This is a genomic window from Psychrobacter luti, assembly GCF_014192115.1.
Classification (GTDB): Bacteria; Pseudomonadota; Gammaproteobacteria; order Pseudomonadales; family Moraxellaceae; genus Psychrobacter; species Psychrobacter luti.
This window is the reverse complement of sequence record NZ_JACHXL010000002.1, coordinates 249,793-268,968: the sequence shown is the minus strand read 5'-3', so window position 1 is coordinate 268,968 and position 19,176 is coordinate 249,793. Positions and strand designations below refer to the sequence as shown.

Annotated in this window: 20 protein-coding genes; 8 read left to right on the top strand and 12 right to left on the bottom strand. The window is 41.2% G+C overall.

What is annotated here, in order from left to right:
• Positions 1-88: 88 nt before the first annotated feature.
• Complete coding sequence (locus tag FHS24_RS05540) at positions 89-778, bottom strand: TetR/AcrR family transcriptional regulator (protein WP_183619573.1); 690 nt, start codon at positions 776-778, stop codon at positions 89-91.
• Positions 779-1,223: 445 nt separating this feature from the next.
• On the opposite strand from FHS24_RS05540, the gene FHS24_RS05535 reads away from it, so the two are divergent.
• The 3 genes from FHS24_RS05535 to FHS24_RS05525 all read left to right on the top strand — a co-directional run bounded on the left by FHS24_RS05535 (position 1,224) and on the right by FHS24_RS05525 (position 3,759).
• Positions 1,224-1,427: a CsbD family protein gene (locus FHS24_RS05535; protein ID WP_183619571.1), complete on the top strand. Its 204-nt coding sequence runs from the start codon at positions 1,224-1,226 to the stop codon at positions 1,425-1,427.
• A gap of 1,054 nt (positions 1,428-2,481) precedes the next feature.
• Entirely contained in the window at positions 2,482-3,159 is a 678-nt protein-coding gene (locus FHS24_RS05530; RefSeq protein WP_183619569.1) for a hypothetical protein, read from the top strand.
• A 234-nt stretch (positions 3,160-3,393) separates the two neighbouring features.
• Positions 3,394-3,759 carry a hypothetical protein gene (locus FHS24_RS05525; protein WP_183619567.1) on the top strand — a complete coding sequence of 122 codons (366 nt, stop codon included), beginning with the start codon at positions 3,394-3,396 and terminating at the stop codon, positions 3,757-3,759.
• A gap of 15 nt (positions 3,760-3,774) precedes the next feature.
• Here the strand turns inward: FHS24_RS05525 and FHS24_RS05520 are convergent, their stop codons facing one another.
• Both FHS24_RS05520 and FHS24_RS05515 read right to left on the bottom strand, forming a co-directional pair.
• On the bottom strand, positions 3,775-4,086 hold the full coding sequence (locus FHS24_RS05520; protein WP_183619566.1) for a YqfO family protein: 312 nt from the start codon (positions 4,084-4,086) through the stop codon (positions 3,775-3,777).
• Positions 4,087-4,138: 52 nt separating this feature from the next.
• A complete protein-coding gene (locus FHS24_RS05515; protein WP_227671680.1) occupies positions 4,139-4,795 on the bottom strand; it encodes a DNA-3-methyladenine glycosylase in 657 nt (218 codons plus the stop codon).
• 212 nt (positions 4,796-5,007) lie between these two features.
• Between FHS24_RS05515 and FHS24_RS05510 the strand changes: the two genes are divergently transcribed.
• Positions 5,008-5,532, top strand: coding sequence for a hypothetical protein (locus tag FHS24_RS05510; protein WP_183619564.1), 525 nt, complete (start codon positions 5,008-5,010; stop codon positions 5,530-5,532).
• A 75-nt stretch (positions 5,533-5,607) separates the two neighbouring features.
• On the opposite strand, the gene purC is transcribed toward FHS24_RS05510, so the two are convergent.
• The 4 genes from purC to FHS24_RS05490 all read right to left on the bottom strand — a co-directional run bounded on the left by purC (position 5,608) and on the right by FHS24_RS05490 (position 9,859).
• Positions 5,608-6,321: a phosphoribosylaminoimidazolesuccinocarboxamide synthase gene (gene purC, locus FHS24_RS05505; protein ID WP_183619562.1), complete on the bottom strand. Its 714-nt coding sequence runs from the start codon at positions 6,319-6,321 to the stop codon at positions 5,608-5,610.
• A 135-nt stretch (positions 6,322-6,456) separates the two neighbouring features.
• Complete coding sequence (locus FHS24_RS05500) at positions 6,457-6,777, bottom strand: hypothetical protein (protein WP_183619560.1); 321 nt, start codon at positions 6,775-6,777, stop codon at positions 6,457-6,459.
• A 124-nt stretch (positions 6,778-6,901) separates the two neighbouring features.
• A complete protein-coding gene (dapA, locus tag FHS24_RS05495; protein ID WP_183619558.1) occupies positions 6,902-7,807 on the bottom strand; it encodes a 4-hydroxy-tetrahydrodipicolinate synthase in 906 nt (301 codons plus the stop codon).
• 594 nt (positions 7,808-8,401) lie between these two features.
• Complete coding sequence (locus FHS24_RS05490) at positions 8,402-9,859, bottom strand: Do family serine endopeptidase (protein ID WP_183620065.1); 1,458 nt, start codon at positions 9,857-9,859, stop codon at positions 8,402-8,404.
• Positions 9,860-10,676: 817 nt separating this feature from the next.
• Here FHS24_RS05490 and FHS24_RS05485 point away from each other — a divergent pair.
• The gene (locus FHS24_RS05485) at positions 10,677-10,940 is read left to right on the top strand and encodes a hypothetical protein (RefSeq protein WP_183619556.1); all 264 of its coding nucleotides are present in this window, start codon (positions 10,677-10,679) and stop codon (positions 10,938-10,940) included.
• Positions 10,868-13,192 carry a cation:proton antiporter gene (locus FHS24_RS05480; protein ID WP_183619554.1) on the top strand — a complete coding sequence of 775 codons (2,325 nt, stop codon included), beginning with the start codon at positions 10,868-10,870 and terminating at the stop codon, positions 13,190-13,192. The genes FHS24_RS05485 and FHS24_RS05480 overlap by 73 nt, the downstream gene beginning before the upstream one ends.
• A gap of 128 nt (positions 13,193-13,320) precedes the next feature.
• Here FHS24_RS05480 and tmk read toward each other — a convergent pair whose 3' ends face one another.
• Entirely contained in the window at positions 13,321-13,953 is a 633-nt protein-coding gene (tmk, locus tag FHS24_RS05475; RefSeq protein WP_227671694.1) for a dTMP kinase, read from the bottom strand.
• A gap of 192 nt (positions 13,954-14,145) precedes the next feature.
• Positions 14,146-15,444 (bottom strand): endolytic transglycosylase MltG, encoded by a 1,299-nt coding sequence (gene mltG / locus FHS24_RS05470; RefSeq protein ID WP_183619550.1) that lies wholly within the window; start codon positions 15,442-15,444, stop codon positions 14,146-14,148.
• A gap of 171 nt (positions 15,445-15,615) precedes the next feature.
• Here mltG and FHS24_RS05465 point away from each other — a divergent pair, with 171 nt between their 5' ends.
• A complete protein-coding gene (locus FHS24_RS05465) occupies positions 15,616-16,380 on the top strand; it encodes a DpnI domain-containing protein (RefSeq protein ID WP_183619548.1) in 765 nt (254 codons plus the stop codon).
• Here the strand turns inward: FHS24_RS05465 and FHS24_RS05460 are convergent.
• On the bottom strand, positions 16,377-16,871 hold the full coding sequence (locus tag FHS24_RS05460; protein WP_183619546.1) for a hypothetical protein: 495 nt from the start codon (positions 16,869-16,871) through the stop codon (positions 16,377-16,379). The genes FHS24_RS05465 and FHS24_RS05460 overlap by 4 nt on opposite strands.
• 181 nt (positions 16,872-17,052) lie before the next feature.
• On the opposite strand from FHS24_RS05460, the gene FHS24_RS05455 reads away from it, so the two are divergent.
• Positions 17,053-17,244: a DpnD/PcfM family protein gene (locus FHS24_RS05455; protein WP_221185020.1), complete on the top strand. Its 192-nt coding sequence runs from the start codon at positions 17,053-17,055 to the stop codon at positions 17,242-17,244.
• Between the two features lie 2 nt (positions 17,245-17,246).
• Here FHS24_RS05455 and FHS24_RS05450 read toward each other — a convergent pair whose 3' ends face one another.
• Positions 17,247-18,203, bottom strand: coding sequence for an aminotransferase class IV (locus FHS24_RS05450; protein ID WP_183619544.1), 957 nt, complete (start codon positions 18,201-18,203; stop codon positions 17,247-17,249).
• Between the two features lie 15 nt (positions 18,204-18,218).
• Positions 18,219-18,893 (bottom strand): hypothetical protein, encoded by a 675-nt coding sequence (locus tag FHS24_RS05445; protein ID WP_183619542.1) that lies wholly within the window; start codon positions 18,891-18,893, stop codon positions 18,219-18,221.
• Between the last annotated feature and the right edge of the window lie 283 nt (positions 18,894-19,176).

Here is a 19,176-nt window from a genome sequence, read left to right as displayed (position 1 = left end):
TATAAATTCCGTTTTATAAGTTTTATAAGGGTAATAGATTTGCTCATCTTAAAAATTGGCCAAAATTAAATATTGATAAACTCAATAACTAACCTTCCACTCTGTGCTTATCTTTAACGAAAAAACTGCTAAAAAGTCCATCAAAGTTTTTGCACAACATCTCAATGGCTTGCTGCTGTGAATAACGCTGTTGATGACAGCCTAATATCAATTCATGTACTTGGGCAGCAGCGATATCAACGCAGATATGAACTTCAGACACCTTAAAAGAACACTCGGCTGACTGCAATCCCTGCATAAATATTTTGGTCCACTCCTCTCTTATCTCCATGATTAGACTTCCCAAGCCTTTATTCTCTACTTTTGAATCAAAGCGTAGGCTGTCTTCAATTAGGCGTTGAAATAAGGCAATATTCTGAAACGCTGCATCAAAAATCATGGTCAAGCAGTGTTGGCAGTGCTGATTGAACCCTTCTTTAGACAGCATCGCATAGTCTTTGAGCATATCTATCCACGCTATACGCATCGGTGATAAATAGTTTTCTTTAAGCTGCTCGCTCAACACCTGCTGCAAGACCTCTAAGCTATCAAAGTGATTATAAAAACTTGGCTGGGCAATACCGGCACCTTTTGCGATTTTGTTCATGCTTAGGCCGCAAATACCTTCCAAGCTATACAACTGCAAGGCACTTTTTAAAAGCGCATGGCGCGTCTTTGCTTTTGCCAAATCACGCTTCGATTCTGCTTTTGTAGAACTTACTGATTTAAGTGCATTCACTGTCAACCTACCGTAGATTAATCAATCATATAACGTATTTGGTATTTCAACTATAAGGCTATAGCTATTTAAACAATAAATCTATATTTAAATACTCAAATAGCTTCAACTACGCAATCAAAAGATTATTAACAGTCAATCTTTACGTATCATGCTGAGAAAACGCCCCATATATTACACAACTATGCGACCCATAACATAGTGGCAGCTTTTATCATAATCGAGTAACACTGCAAACATTGCCCATACAGACAAGGCCCGCTGAAATTCATATATTGGTAGCACAAGTTAGCCACTGGCTAGTTGTAGAGTACTGAAACGCAGTACTGAAAGCGTCATAAGAATCATAAATAATAATTTACATACTAAAGCGTCATACGAACTGTTGATTCAACTTTCATAACAGCTTCATGAAGACGCAATAACGAGAATAAGGAATATCACAATGAATGAACATACCCTAAAAGGTGATTGGAATCAGATGAAAGGCACAGTAAAGCAGAAGTGGGCTGATCTGACTGATGATGATTTACTACATATCGAAGGTAGCCGTGATAAGCTTGTAGGTAAAGTCCAAGAGCGTTATGGTCATAGCAAAGATGACGCTGAGCGTGAAGTTGAAACATGGCGTAATGAAAACAAATACTAATTAATAATTGCTCTTATAAAACCTTGTCGTAAATACAGATATTTATAAGTAATTTATTAAAAAAACCGCATTGATTATAATGCGGTTTTTTATTGTTCATTACTCATTGATAAATACTTATGTATAAATAAATACTTATGCATATCAATCATCATCGTACTCAATATATAGCTCTGTCAGTATAGAATACTTGATAGCTGGTTTGAATGAAAAACAAAAGATGTAAAATAGCTAACACCCAGACACGATAAAACCGCATAGCAATTAATTGTTATGCGGTTTTATTGTTAACGATCCTTGTTACCCATCACCACTCTAATCACTGCATCCTTGCAGGATATTGAGTATATTGTGATAGCCGGGCATCCTGCCCATTTCTTCACACTACTATTGGCATTATCTGCCTGCAACACGGGTCATGTGTCCTTATTTCAATTGCTATTATCATCCTGATGCCAGCAAATCGAACTATTATCCTTAATACGGTCAACTCAATCCTTGAGTCACATTCCCTTATGCCGTGTGTGTATAGTGTCAAATTATAAGGCTCTTGTTAAGTCGCGTAAGCGTCATTGCGTGTAAGCATATGCTTACGTCCCTTATAACAATAACAGGCAATATCATCCAAGATACTGATAAAAATGGAATTATTTTCAAACAACCTATTTAATAATTTTCTACAAACTATTTAAATGTTAAAAGTGTTATCGATATTTACTGAAGTTAGCAACACCTTGGTCACCTAAAGTGTCGGATGCTTACGCAAATATTTGCAAAATTTACAACTTATTAACACCAAAGACATGTATTAATGAGTTTTAAGTCTTACTATATGTATGTAAGAAAATATTTCAAGATTAAAAGACAAATATCGATTCTGTAAGAGTGTCGCTCCGTACTCCTTTGCTTCATAACCTTTTATAGAGTCTTTAGCCCTATATATATAACCAGTCACTATTAAAAATTTAAGCCTACTCAATACAAGTTTGATTAACATAAGGTTTATTCATAACAGTGCCTTACTCAGATATGCTATACCAAAGGAGATTTTATCGTGAAAATTCTACCCGCTTTCTCATTTAAGACAGCAATATCTGCCGGTTTGGCGCTGACTATGCTAGGGACAGTTGCCGGTTGTGCCGTTGTCGGTCCAGGTTACGAAGATTATCCAATATATGGCGGTAACAGCGATTATGGCAATGTTGACTATAAGCGCGTTAACCAAACCCTGCGCAATGACCTACGCCGCAAAGGTTATCAAGTCATGGATATCCGCACTGATAACTATCGTGGTAATAGAGCCATCACTGCCATTGCCAGCAAGAACAATCAAACTTATGAGCTAAAATATACTTATCCTGATTTAAGACTCATTAGCTCAAATAAACGAGCCTCTACTAGCATCTGGCAAGATGATAGATATGATAAAGACAGATACGACAAAGACGATTATAAGAAAGACAAATATAAAAATAATGGCAAATATAAAAATAATAAGCGTTATAAAAACAATGGCATTGAAGACAGCATCAAAAGAGATTCGCGCTATCCCGCTATTAAACAACGTGCTATTAACAAGGTAAGATCGATGGGCTACCGCGTCGATGATATTGAGCTGGAAGAAAAGAACGGCCGCGGCGTGTTTGAGATTGAAGCCAAGCGTGGTTCGCAAGATTATGAGATTTTACTTGGTTATCCAAACTTAAATGTCATTAAGGTTGAGAAAGACTAACATTCAAGCTTTTTGAAATTTTGCATGAAATATTTTAAGCAGTAAATGAGATTAGCAGTAAATAATATAAGTATAAATGCATTAGATAAAGATTTCGGCATCGTTGACTACTTCGTGCCTTTGGTCACATAAGCCAGCCCTTGGTTTGCGTGACCATTTTTTATAGCATGGCTTTTGATAGCACAATTTTACTTAGCATCAATGACAACGCCTTTAACATCATAAGAGGATATTATGAAAAAACTTACTTTATTAAAAACCACCGCTGCGAGCGGTATGATTGCCGCATTATTAGCCATAACAACTGGCTGTGTTACCGCACCTGGTTACAATGCCTACGGCGACCTTTACGAAGACATTTATAAAGACAATAAAGTCTATAAGAAACACAAAAAGAATATCAAATCCATTGATAAAGAGCTTCATCAGCCTGCTATCGAACAACGTGCTGCAAATAAAGTACGTAGCATGGGTTACCGTGTTGAAGACGTCAAATATAAAAAAGGCGACAGTAAAATAAAAGTAAAAGCCAGACGCGGCGGTAAAGACTATAAAATCGAGCTTGGCTATCCGAGCTATAACGTGATTAAAATTAAATAAGATTAATATCGGACGTTAAAAGTCTAGTACCTCAATCACATCATATGCAGGCGTTTCATAAGGATGCGCCTGCTTTAATGCTTCGATAACTGGCTTAATATGAGCAGTAGCAACGACCATCTCTACCCGCCATTCATCGACGGTTTCAAGTGTATCCTGCGTGCCAATATTTGGATGACTGCCTGCCAATGGCATAAACTGTCCTGTCCCCTGAACCTGCCAGCAGCATTGCTCATAGTTACCAATCGTTCCTGCACCTGCTGCAAATAAAGCAGATTTTACTTGCTCTAATGCTGCATCTGGAATAAACACGGTCAACTTATACATACATCACTCCTAGCAAGCCTATTTAGAAAAATTACTATCATCTACAGATTTACTATTTTTTAGATAATGAAGGATGGTCGGTCCAGATATAGCGCAATAACCAATCTTTCGCCTCACCTGCATAATCAATCCCAATCCGCGGACGCAGTGATACTGGCGGCTGATAACCATCGTCTTCAATCCAAACTCCTGATTCCGGCGTAATAAGTTTGCCGTATAGCTCACGGTCGATTTGCAAGTGTTTGGTCAACTTGCCAGGACCGGCTAATTGTTTTATTTCTTTTAGAGGGTTTAATGGTTTATCTGCGCTCAGTAACTGCTCGTCAAGCAAGCGTTCGCTATCCTCTGTGAAAAAGCCTGCCCGTATCAATACGGCTTCTGGGGACTCTACCGGTCCACTCACTAAATTGAGCATATGATGGATGCCGTATGTTAGGTAAACATAAAACACGCCGCCTTGGTTATACATAATCTCAGTACGCACAGTACGAGTACCGGCGTGAGCATGACAGGCGGCATCCCCTTCTCCGATGTAGGCTTCTGTTTCCGAGATACGCATGCGCAGTATTTTTTGCTTGCCGTTATTATCGGTTAGCTGCCGACATAAAACCTTGCCAATCAAGTCAGCCGCAACCACACAGGTTGGACGGCTAAACCATACAGGTTCTAAAATCATAGTCTGAGTATCGGATGGCTTAGGCGTTAGCATCAATGATGACCTTTTGATTTGTAACGGTATTTGTGTCTTAACGGTATAAATTTAGCATAAAAGCTCACCGAAAGATGTTAAACGATAGACGCTATTACCTATTGCAACTGATGCTATACAGACAGTTAACTCATTCTAATAGTAATCTTGACTCTCGCTATTCAAGATTAAAAACATCCAATACTAAAATACATAATCAAAAGGATATAACAATGAGTAACTCTAATGCGAACAATAATAAGCAGCACAATAACAATGAAAAGGATACGGATCAGGATACAGCAGTGAAAAACAAAGATACTGCTAATGACTCTAAAAGCGATAATGCTAATACAGATGCTAATAGCAAAAACGATAAACAGAATAATCAGTCAGACAACAAAGACAACAAAGACAACAAAGACAACAAAGACAACAAAGACAACAAAGACAACAAAGACAACAAAGACAACAAAGACAACAAAGACAACAAAAAAGATGATAAAACGTCAGATAAGAATGGAAACAAAGACGATAAGTCATCCGATAAAGACAATAGTGAAGATAAAGACGCTTCTGATAAGAAAGGTAAAGACAGTAAAGACAATGACTCTAAATCTAAAGACAATAAAGAATCCTCTTTAAAAGACACTGCGACGACTAAAGCTAAAGAAGTGGTCGGCTCATTAGCTGACAAAGCCGCAGATGCGATGGAGCTGGCAGCGAAAAAAATTAAAGAAGTGCGTAAAGACAAATAAGATTACTAACGACATAAAAAAACTGAGCACATGGCTCAGTTTTTTATTACTTAAATATTGAAGTATTCGATATATTTAGTTTAATGGCACGCCAATACGTTTTGCTACTTCTTCATAACCTTCAATTACGTCGCCCAATGACTGACGGAAACGGTCTTTATCGAGTTTTTTCTTAGTGGCTTTATCCCAGATACGGCAACCATCAGGCGAAAACTCATCACCTAAGACGATACGGTCATGGAATACGCCAAATTCAAGTTTAAAATCTACCAGTATCAAATCACCTGCATCAAACAGCTTTGTTAATACTTCATTTACTTGATGGCTTAACTCTTTCATTTTCGCCAATTGTGCTTCATTAGCCCAATCAAGAGAGATAGAGATTGATTCATTGACCATCGGATCACCAAGCGCATCGTCTTTATAGAACAGCTCATAGGTAGGCGGTGTCAATGCTTGCCCTTCTTCTAGACCTAGACGACGTACCAAACTACCAGCGGCAAAATTACGTACCACACATTCAACCGGAATCATCTCTAAGCGCTTAACCAGCACTTCATCATCTGATAATTGCTTTTCAAAATGGGTTTCGATACCAGCATCAGCCAATTTTTGCATGATAAAGGCGTTAAAGCGGTTGTTCACCACGCCTTTACGGGCCAGCTGTTCAATACGCTTGCCATCAAGCGCTGAGGTATCGTCACGGAAATGTAAAATCAGCAGATCGTTGTCTTCTGTTTCATAAACAGATTTGGCTTTGCCTTTATACAGCAGTTCTTGCTTTTGCATGAGGGGAGTTCCTGTTCGTTCAAGCTTATGTGGTAAAAACGCGCAGCGACCGCTAAGCGCTTTATATTAAGGTGCTAAGAAAGGATACTTAACCATAATAAAAAACCAGCGGTACAGATAGGGATAAAAAAGGGTTTATTCTGAAACTTGGGTAACGGCAACAGCACGCTGAGGTTTTGGCAATTGATACTGCTTACCTGACTCGTTTTGTAACTTTAGTGTATTTGTGCCCGCACTAGGGGTTGGGTATAACGGCACAAATGGCGCGGTTTCTTGCTCAGCAGGTAGCTGTAATGGTGCCAGTTTTTTGCTTTGCTGATACTCAAGACTACCGTTATCACGCTTGCCAAAAACGCCTTTTGTCGCTTGGCAACCGCTCAATACCAACGTACTACCCAAAACTACCGTTAGCAGCGTCGGGAATATCTTTGCAGGGGTTGATGATACTTTGATCATATTATCTCTCTGAGTTAGCCGTTATTGCGTATTTGGTACGTATTTGGAAAACGCGCTTATAGTTAAAATATCTAATACAATCTTACTAAACCATAAGCAGTATTTTTATTGAATTTACGAAAATCTAAAGTAAGTTGGCACGAATCAAGGCTTCATCAATCGTTGCATGGTGCTTTTCAGCTAGCCATACCAATGGCAGACGAATACCTGTATCTATCATACCCATTTTGTGTAGAGCATATTTGGCAGGGATAGGGCTTGATTCGATAAATAAGTCACGGTGTAAATGTTTTACCACATCATGGACTTTATGAGCAGCATCAAAATCACCGCGTAAACCTGCACTAAAGGTTTCGCTCATGGCTTTTGGGGCAACGTTGGCAGTCACCGAAATATTACCTTTGCCACCCAGTTTCATCAATTCAAGAGCAGTACCATCATCACCAGATAGCACCACCATTCTGTCACCGACCGCTTTGATTAATTGCTCACCGCGAATCGTAGAACCGGTGGCATCTTTAATAGCGACGATGTTATCAATATCAGCGAGGCGTTCAACCGTTTCTTGAGCGATATCAACAACAGTACGACCCGGTACGTTGTAGAGCATTTGCGGTATCTTTACCGCTTCAGCGATGGCTTTGTAGTGCTGAAACAAGCCTTCTTGTGGCGGCTTATTATAATAAGGGGCAACCAATAGTGCACAGTCTGCACCCGCATCTGCAGCATCTTGAGTCAGCTTAATCGCTTCCATCGTGTTATTAGCGCCAGTACCTGCAATCACAGGTACGCGACCTTTAACATGCTGGACAAAATAGCGAATCACATCACTATGCTCTTGCATCGACAAAGTCGCTGATTCACCAGTGGTGCCGACAGCGACCAAGCAATGCGTGCCCTGCTCAATCTGCCAATCTATGAGGTCTGCCAGACGTTTATAATCGACCGTGCCGTCAGGATGCATGGGCGTTACCAAGGCTACCATTGAGCCTTGTAGTCGGGTTTTGATATCGTCGTATGCTGTGCTCATAACCGTGCCTTACTGTATTATCCTAGCTTTTATTAAAGCTATCACATGATAAGTCGTGTGCAAGTGCCTTGATAAAAATAATCATCATAAATATAAATGCATAATGATTTATGTTTATTGAAAATAATGTTAGAGGCTATACCTTGCTTGATGGTGATACTCATGATTTATAATAACGTCATGAACGCTATTTTTATCTGCTGCCAATCTGATTGAGGGTTAGCCATAAAAACGCCTGTTAGTGTAGCATATTTTGGCTCTATCGCTATCAATCAATTAACTCCTAAGCTCGTTATAAAGCAAAAAATCGCCTATCGATTGAGAGGCTAAGCGCTACTTTATCATACCAATCTTGGAGGAAATATCGAGGAGATTTCAATGTAAGCTTGGCATTATTTGGCCTTCAAGCCTAGCCTGAAAGCTAAACAGTCAGTGTAGCGTAATTACTGATTATGGATAAAACCTTTTCAGGCATTTTAACGAATCGTAAACACATCGATGGTCGGGCGATACAAGCAAGCCAATTATCGCGTCATTATTTATCTTAATCATCATTTATGATGCTAATAGCTCCGATTCACTACTCTGTATTTTCTACTCAATCCGCAAACCGATAATACCCGGAATACCTTGACGCATCATCTCAAGCGTCACCACCCCTTTTTTGGGTAATAATGAAACGGCGCTAGAAAAATCGTTGACTGTTTTAATGGGTTTTTGATGCAAGTTGGTAATGACGTCGCCCGCCAATATGCCCGAGCGTGCCGCCAATCCTGTCGGCTCAATGGCGGTGACCAATACACCCGTCTTATTATCAGACGCCAGCTCTCTTTGCTCCTCTGGCGTTAAGTTGCGCAGCGCCAATCCTAAGCTTATGCCGTTAGTTTGCTGAGCAGAACTTTGTGATTGGATATCATTTGAGGCGTTACTGAGTTTGCCTGTTACGATAGATTGCTTACCATCGCGCTGAATCTGAACGCGAAATGTATCATTAGGCCGTGCCCGATTAATCAGGTTTAATAAGTCTGACGCTTCCACAATTTGGATATCATTATATTTTAAAATAATGTCGCCTGATTTTAGCCCTGCTTTTTGTGCTGGCGAATCTGGTGACACACGCGTCAATAACGCCCCTTGCGGACGTGACAAGTTATAAGCTTCAGCTAAATTACGGTCAATATCTTGTGGATAAATGCCCAAATAGGCGCGTGCGACCTCACCATTATTTTTTAGCTGCTCATAAATATCCATCGCCGCATCAATCGGGATGGAAAATGACAGCCCCATATAACCGCCTGTGCCGCTAAAAATACGCGAGTTAATCCCAATAACTTCGCCACGCTGATTAAATAATGGACCACCTGAGTTTCCAGGGTTCAAGGCAACATCAGTTTGGATAAAGGGCACACTGGTTTCACGCGAAAAATTGCGTGACTTAGCACTAACAATACCCGCCGATGCCGAATAATCAAAACCAAAAGGCGAGCCAATTGCCAATACCGGCTCCCCTACTTTTAAAGCATTGGAATCACCGATTGGCAACGAAGGGAACTGACGACCAGTGACCTTTAATACCGCCACATCAGAGCGCTCATCACTGCCCACTAAAGTCGCATCAAGCTCGGTTCGGTCATTGAGCGTCACACTTATTTTGTCTGCGCCTGCCACTACATGATGGTTGGTGAGCATATAGCCATCAGCGGTGACAAAAAATGCCGTGCCATAAGCATGCTCAATCGCTGGTGTCGCTGCTTGGTCAGGAATACGCAAACGATCGCCAAAGAATTTACGCAACAGCTCAGCGGTCTGGGCTTTGGCAAGCTCAGCCTCACTGACGGTTTTGGTCACATTTACGCGCGCTACCGCTGGGGTAACTTGCTGAACCAAACTCGAAAAATCTGCAGTGGTAACGGCAGCTTCAGCACTCGGTACGGTAGCTATATTGATACCAGCAACCATGGTAGTGGCTACGGCAAGCGCCAAGGTGCTCTGCTGTAACCAACGCGTCAAGTTGCGCGTATTTGTTGGTGCTTTAGACATATTGATAGGCATATTTTTAGGCATGTTACCCTCCATATAATGGGCCTTATAGTCGTTATAAACTAGTTGCTATAAACGGTTTAAATAGGACCGTTACTAAGCATAATTTTGGCGTAACTTCTCAATGTATTTTACTACTCTATTTATTCTAATAACTGTGGCTTAGCTTGCTGATTCACTAAATTCCAAAGAAATAGTATTTATATTTTTAGATTAAAAAGTCACTTAATGACCTTCTATTACAGATTTTCATCATAAGCTTCAAGCAATGCAAGGCAGACTGTTTGTTAGTTTACAGTCCATTTTAGACTTATGGTATAAAACTTTCTCTTTTCTATTATAAGAATGGTTAATGTCATTACTTACTTCTAGCATTTACAACAATATACTATTATTTAAACCTGTTTTTAAAATGCTGTTATTAGATAGTTATCCTTATATGATGAATAGTTCCGTTTTCTTACCATGTTAGTCATACTATGCTAGCAATGCTAAAAAATAACGCAAGTATGCCTTATTTATAACATGCACTTAGTAGCTGCTTTGATAAAGCTTTATGGGCAGATATAAAGCCGCTCAGAGCGCTTAGAAAAAAGAGCCTCGAAATACATAAAATAAAATCATGTTATGATAACAAACCAAATAATTTACATGACAAACAAAAGTTAATTTTTGTAGGTCATTAGGTTGTTAGATTAGCTATTATCACCTTATTTTTCATCTTTTGCTTTTTTAGATTATGCTTACTAATCTGGGGAAGCTTTTGTCTTTACTGCGATATCGTATCTATATCATATCTCGCTTTGCTTTGAGCAGGGCTGTGTGGCTCATGCTGCCACTGATGTTACTGATTGATGTTTTGATGCATAGCAGCGGTGGATTTTATCGAACGGCGGTGACAGATATGTGCGACCGCTCATTCAGGCGAGTTTTTCGACAGCTAACGACAGCAGCGTCTATAGCCTGTGGCGCGCCTCTTAATAGATATAAAATATTACAAGATTATAAAAGGATTAATTTATGGATACCGCCCTATTGTTATCCGGCGTGGTTGGGCTTGGCATTGCCGCCCAATGGTTGGCATGGTATTTAAAGCAACCGTCCATTTTGTTTTTACTATTAATTGGTATTATTGTTGGCCCGATATTGGGCGCTTTTGACCCAGACTTGGTGCTCGGCGAGCTGATGTTCCCTTTTATCTCGCTTGGCGTGGCGATTATTTTATTTGAAGGCTCGCTGACTTTAGAGTTTGATGAGATTAAGCAACACGGCTCTGTGGTACAGATGCTGGTATCGGTCGGCGTTCTCATTACCATTGCCATCGTGGCGCTATCGACTTACCTGTTGTTTGATGTCGACCCCTTGATTGCTTTACTATTCGGTGCGCTGGTTTGTGTGACCGGGCCTACAGTCATTATGCCGTTGCTGCGCAGCGTGCGTCCCAATAAAACTATTTCTAACATTTTGAAATGGGAAGGCATTATCATCGACCCTATCGGCGCTATTGCGGTGGTATTGGTCTATGAATATATCATCTCAGGCGGTGAAGCCAGTAGTATCTTGCTGTTTGCCAAAATTGTAGTATTAGCAGTAGCAATGGGCTTAGCGGGCGCATGGGCTTTAGCGTTTTTAATGCGCCGCCATATGATTCCTGAGTTTTTACGCAATGTCTTTACCCTTGCTTTTGTGCTGCTGCTGTTTTCTATCTCCAACCATTTAGAGCACGAGTCTGGCTTATTAACCGTTACTGTACTTGGAGTAGCATTGGCTAATTGGCCAAAATTCCCGCGTGAGACGATTTTAGAGTTTAATGAATCACTGACTATTTTATTGGTATCGGTATTATTTATCATTCTTGCTGCACGTGTTGAGCTGGAAAGCTTGTTAAGTGTGGGCTTTGCAGGACTGGTGCTATTGGCAATCGTAATGTTTGTCGCGCGTCCCTTATCAGTATGGGCATCGTCTATTGGCTCCAATCTAAAAACCAATGAAAAGCTGATGATTAGCTGGATTGGCCCGCGCGGTATCGTCGCCGCTGCTATCTCCTCACTGTTTGCCATTCGCCTGCAAGAGTATGATATTCAAGGCGTTGAGCTGCTGGTTCCCTTGGTCTTTTTGGTCATTATTGGGACGGTAATGATTCAAGGCTTGGGTGCAAAAATGGTTGGTAATTTCTTGGGCGTACGTGAGCCTGAAACCAATGGTATCTTAGTCGTTGGCTCCAACCCTATCGCTTTATTGGTCGCGACTTCTTTAAAGGACCAAGGTTTCGATGTCATCGTCGCGCACAATAACTACACCAATATTGCCCGCGCGCGCATGAGCGGTCTGCGCACCTACTTTGGTAATCCCATCTCTGACCATGCCGATCATCACTTAGACCTTATCGGTATCGGGCGTCTGTTTGCCATGAGTATGGATAAAGAGATGAATACCTTGTCCGAGATTCATTATCGTCATGAGTTCGGCGAGCGAAAACTTTATCGCCTTAAATTCAGTGATGAGAAAGTCAGAAGCGAGCGCGATGATAAGCAAGGCAACTTCCATTCGCAGTGGTTATTTGGCAAAGATGTTACTTATACCAAGCTTGCCAGTATGCTGTCGAAAAAAGCACGTATTAAAATCACCAACATTACTGACAGCTATAGCTTTGAGCAATATAAAGCCGATAACAAGCAATTCGTACCGCTTTATACCGTCGACAAAGAAGGTAAGCTACACGTAATTACCGATAAGTTCGATGGTACCGTACCACGTGATCGTAAGCTGATTTCATTGGTCGTCGATGATGAAGTACAGCCAAAACCGGTCGATGTCACACCGAAACAAGAGCAAGCGCGTGCGGCGGCAGATGCCAGCTTTGAGTCCAGCTCGAAAGCGCCTGAAAAGCGTCAAGAAACAGAGCTCACGGATGCTAGTAATGAATCTACAATGCCGGAACCTACAACAACAGCTAAAGAAGTCGATGAAGAGGTAACAAAGGACGCTGATACAGAAACTGCGCAAGAAAATCAGTCAGATACTGTTATTCATACGCCTAATAAAGTTCAAGCATCAGACGTTAATACTAAAAAAGTAAATACTCAAATGGCAGGGTCTGATTCTGTTGGCGCTGATAATGCTACTAACGTTACCAATGCTCATAGAACTAAAGGGGTAATGTCAGATAATTCGACAGCGACTTCAAAAACCAAGACCTCTAGCAATACCAACGGTAATGGCAGCGCACCAAAAACTAAAAAAGGTGCGCTTGACCCTAATCGTTTACCCGACTCCAGTGGTGATAACCTTGATAACCTTGATAACCTTGATAACCTTGATAGCATTGATATAAATAAAGACTAGAGCAGTTTTTAAAAATTTTCCCATAAACTATAAAAGCCCCAACTGCTAAGTTGGGGCTTTTTGCTTAATTACTTTAGCGTCAGAATAATAATGATAAATAGTATTAATCTGCTAGGTTTAAAATAGCATTAGCTTAGAGCAAATTTCTCCTGAACCGTCTGCCAAATACGTTGACTGACTTCCTCGGCGCTACCTGAAGCATCAATACGCTGTATACGCTCAGGTTGCTCGCTAGCAAGGACACTAAAACCTTGATGAACTCGAGTAAAAAACTCAGTTGCCTGCTGCTCAAAGCGGTCAGCAGCGCTACGTTTATTGGCACGTGCCATGCCTTCTAATATCGGCAAATCTAACCATAAGGTTAGCTCTGGTAACTGTACGACAAACTGACTTATAAGCGACTCAATTTTAGCGCGTGTAATACTATCGCCATGAGCACGCCCAAAGCCTTGATAGGCCACGGTCGAATCGGTAAAGCGGTCACATATCACCCAAGTACCGCGTTGCAGCGCTGGCAAAATTACTTGCTGTAAGTGGTCACAGCGCGCGGCAAACATAAGTAGCAGCTCGGTATCATCATTAATCGTGGTATTCGGATCTAATAAAATAGCACGTAATTGCTCAGCAAACGGACTGCCGCCAGGCTCGCGGGTACGCAGATAGTCGATGCCTTTTGCTTGCAGCTGATTGCAAAGTTGCTCGATAGCGGTGGTCTTGCCAACGCCTTCAGTACCTTCAAAGCTAATAAAGCGCCCTTGAATGGACGCTGTATTAGTAGACGCTGTATTAATAGAGTGCTTAGGCGAATTTATTTGCGATTCTTCTTCTGGTAATGCTGACATGATATGACCTTATGTCATTGATGAGCATTATGTTGTTATATAGATATTTATATAGACAACTGCATAACGCTCATTACACGATAGGGTTTTTGGAAAATATAGAGGATTAAATTACGGCGGCGGCGTTTGTGCTTTCTTCTGACGCATGACGCTTAGATATTCCTTTACCGCTTGGTTATGCTCATTTAAGCTATTGGTAAATTTATGACCACCGTTACCGGTCGCCACAAAATATAACGCTTCACTATCGGCAGGATGCAAGGTTGCTTCAATAGAGGCAGCAGATGGCAAGGCGATTGGCGTAGGCGGTAAACCATCGATTTGGTAGGTATTATAAGCCGTCTTTTCATCGATGTCTTTACGACGAATATTGCCTTCATAACGGCTACCCATGCCATAAATAATGGTCGGATCGGTCTGCATGCGCATGCTTTTGTTCAAACGGTTATTGAACACTGCCGACACCAAAGGACGCTCTTCTGGCACACTGGTTTCTTTTTCGATAATCGATGCCATCACTAACGCTTCGTACGGACTGTTATAAGGCAAGTTAGGGGCGCGATTTTCCCAAGCCTTGGTCAATGCTTGCTGCTGGCGTTTATACAAATCAGTCAGCACCTGCTTATCCGTGCTCCCTTCACCATAATAATAAGTATCAGGAGCGAACCAACCTTCAAGATTGTGATTAACGATAGGGTCATTACTATTGACCACCGAATCTGGCAAGATACCGACCAAATCCAATGCCTGTGCGATACTGGCATTGTCTCTATCATTACCGCTCTCATCGGTTAGCACTTCTTTTTTGATGCCTTTATTATCACGTAGCGCCTGATATAAATCTTTCGAGGTTTTGCCTTCGATGATTTGTACTTTTACCATCGCCGACTTTACCCCTTGCCCAAGCACGTGCAGCGTTTCAGCAAAGGTAGGGTTTGCTGGTAATTGATAGATACCGGCATGCAGTGGACCATCGACTTGTGATTTGATATACAACTTAGCCACGCTGGCAGAAAACAGCGGTATCTGCTGCTGCCACTGCGGCAGTAGCCCATAATACGTCTGACCCGCCTCAATCGTCACCATCTGCTGCGGCTGCTCAATACGTCCAAACAACGTCTGATAAACCATCACCAAAAAAAACGCTGCAATCAGCCCAAGCACCAGCAATACCTGATAGCCGCGCTGCATAAAAAACGACGGATTATCGGCTTTATAATGGCGCGGTTTATTGTCACCGCTAATGAGCGAGATATCTGTCGCCGGTACTTCCTCTGCGGCGACGTCGTCAATAACGGGTTTCTTGTCCAGCGCTGTGGTGTCGACAGATTGATCAGCCGTGCCATTATGGTCATTTATCGGTGACTCATCAGGGCGTTCAGGCGGTATTTCAGGTGTTGGCTTGCTCATGGCAACTCGCGAGGCAGAAGTTTGCTAGAATTTAGCATTGAACTGGGCGATTTTCAATGGTATTTGCTTAGCTTATCGATTAACTTACTATTTGGCTTGAGAGTGATGGCTTAATATTTATACTCTTTTATCGTTATTTCCACGCTTGCCCATTGGTTACGAAAACTTATTATGAATCTAAATTTCAATCAAATTCTTGCTAAAAACTATAAGTCACCAAGCCAAATCATTAGAGTGCTGAGTGAAGATTGGGTCGCTAAGCAAAGTTATTGCCCTAATTGCAGCGCCGAACCATTGGCTGAATTTACGAACGGCAAGCCTGTTGCTGATTTTTATTGCAGACATTGCAGCGAGGAATATGAGCTAAAAAGTAAAAAGGCAAAATTAAGTCACGTTATTAATGATGGCGCTTATGACACCATGATTGAACGTATCAACAGTGACAATAATCCAAACTTTTTCTTTTTAACGTATTCCCAAGCATTGAGCGTGAATAACTTTTTAATCATTCCCAAACAGTTCTTTAAGCCGGACATGATTATAAAACGCAAACCCTTATCCGTCACTGCCAAGCGCGCTGGTTGGGTCGGCTGTAATATTGATTTGCGTAAAGTGCCCGAATCGGGAAAAGTATTTTTGGTCAAAGACCAGCAAGTCATACCACGCGATAATGTCACCAAGCAATTTCAAAAAACCTTGTTTCTACGTAAGCAATCACAGCAGACACGTGGTTGGACGTTGGATGTTTGGCAGTGTATCGATAGACTGGATGCTAATTTTTCTCTCAATCAAGTTTATGCGTTTGCCGATTTATTAAAACTCAAACATCCTGAAAACAACCATATTAAAGATAAAATCCGTCAGCAATTACAAGTATTACGCGATAAAGGCATTATTGAATTTATCGGTCGTGGGCAATATCGCAAATTATATTAAGTGTTTTTATTATCCCAAAGAGGTAAATCTGCACTCGATACCAAAATCTCATAAAACCTATGAGGAACGTAGGATTTACCTAACTCACCATGTAGTAAAAACATAGGGTTCAAGTCATCTTCAAATGAGTTGCTGACTTTATTCTGTACATATTTATTCCAGTCTTTCAGTAATCCTAATGGTGTACGAGCAGGTTTAGTAAAGGGCTGTCCTTTGACAGTAATGGCACACATTGGATAATCACTATGTATCGGAATATCAAAATCATATTTAATGCCTTCATCTAATATATACGAATATTCAAACACTCCGCCGTAAGCTACATATTTTTTACTATCCTTAAAATACATAACGCTAAATGCTAGTTGGGATTTAGTACTCAAATACATATTGCTATAAGGACGCGCTTTCGCTTTGCGACAAATTTTTATAAAAATACTTAAGCGACGGATTTGTATTGGAATTCTAGTTTCTTCATAAATTGGACGCATCGATATTTCTCCTTTTAAAAGGCGCTATTTAACCTTTATGATTGAAAAAATATCATTGATCGATTTGCTATATCGCACAAGTCTTTGTCACAAAAGACGATCACTTCTTTTTAAGTGCCTTTGCTAAGCTAGCGGATATAAATGCTAAAGAAATTTTGATAAGCGTGTATTGAGAAGAGCAATGATAGGAAAAGATAAGAAGGTAGAGAAAGCCTTTCAGATAGAGATTGTCGAGATGCTAAGTAACATCGTGGAAGTGTTGGCAAAGAACGAGCAAGAAGCACTATTAAAAGCGCAAGATATTTATCGGAATGAAGACGTTATTTTATACGCAGCTGATTTTATTGACACCAAATTTAATATTTCTAAATAAGATTAAGTCGCTTCAAAATAAACCATTTCACCCGATAATAAAGCCAAACTGGTCATTGGCATAATACCGCGCAGTGCATTGCAAAAGAATAGCCGGCTTAAATGAGGTAAATCCTCATCTTGTAACGACCTGATGATAACGGGGTTGTTGCTAGTCGATAACCTATCGATAATTACTTGCCGCATTACCCCTGCGACACCTGATTGCGCCATCGATGGCGTATACCATTGACCAGCGCTCAGATAGTTGCTGTTACTTTGAGCATGTGTACGATTGGGCGATTTTGCGACCGACGATTGTGATAATTGATAGAACACATTACTCATCGTTCCCTCAATCCAGTGTCCGCTCATATCGCGTAGCAAACCTTCGCCAATGCTTGGTTTAATATTATCTTCCAATAATTTGGCTTTGATAGCGTGCAGCTCACCACTTGCCAACACATTATCCAGACGATTTAAGCTTTTCAATCCAGCAAGCGGTGGCGGTAGGCAAGCAATCTGCGACGATAAGCAAATGGCGGCGGCAGCAGGTTGTAGCGGAATGAATTGTCCATTAGAGAGAGGCAGATATTGCACAATGGCAATACTCATCGGTGAAGATTTAAGCCAAACCTCGCAAGCACTGCCACCAGTATTTGACGTATAGCCATAACCGCGGATATCTTGCGCAGCGCGCGTCACGATAAGTTTTAACATGCCTTGCTGTAATTGCTTGGCATGGATTTTTAACATTGTTAATAATGCGTCGCTGTCTAGCTGAAGTTGTAAGGCTGTCGCATGGGAGACTAGGCGCTGATAATGATAGTCTACCCACAATATCTGCCCATTAATGACGCCCATGGTGGTAAAAAAACCATCGCCGTATGCCAGCCCGCGATTGTCTAATGACATAGTTAGCTTTGTAGCATCTACGGTAGCGTTTGATGGATGTAAGAATATCCAGCTATTGGGCGACATTAAGGCTAGCCCCGCTTATTTATCAGCGGTTTGAGCAGCGGATTTATTAATCACCAGCATACAGCTATAAAACTCGCATTTTGCCAACTCTACTTTTTGACCGCCGATGACTTTATTTTTGACGATTTGACCGTTGAGCATATCAGCGACCAGCTTACCGCCTTCATCACCCATTAGTTGGCGCGCCAGCTGATAAGATTTTTTGGCATGGTTTTTACTAAGCTTTTTTTCATTATCGGAATCTGTCGGATTGGCAAAATACCAGCCAAGCTCGAGATATTTTTCAGAATCAATCAGGTCTAAATAGGGCGCGTCGGCCTTCTTAAAGCGATATTTGGACGCCGGGTTACTGGCGTAGTCTAAGCTGTTTTCATCGGTGCTGACCACTTTACCAAACGCTGACTTTATCTCGCTCAGCTCATCGACGTTGAGGGTTTTTACTTTGCCCGTGCCCCATGAGGCAACATCGTATTTTACTGGCGTACCTTGTTGGGCGGTTGCGCCATCTAAGTCAGCGTGCGCGGTGGTATTTTCTTCTTTAGTCGTTTCAGCAACGGCCTGCTCGCTCTTCTCGGCGCTGGCGTCTTCAGCGGCTGTGGCGCTTTCTTTGTTGCTATCACAGGCGCTCAAAGACACGCCAACTGCCATTATCGTACTGACCATAAGGGTCTGTAGGCTATTATTCCACATGGGCAATTTACTCACACTTTTATAAAGGTCTGAAAATGGTATTAACGAGCGGGCAGCGATGCCGCTGATAATGAACAATGTCTGATAATTTTTTATATTTATACACTCTGTTATCGACTGGTCTTTTTAGACTATAGTAGTCAGTAAAACCCAAGCCAATAGAAATATTGATGCTCCCTAGTTTACCCAACTGCTTAACACTTGACCACCCTTTACGTTACGGATAGCACTCCCACAGGGTACAGATTTGTTAAAGACCTCACGAGGTAAAAACACTCTTTAA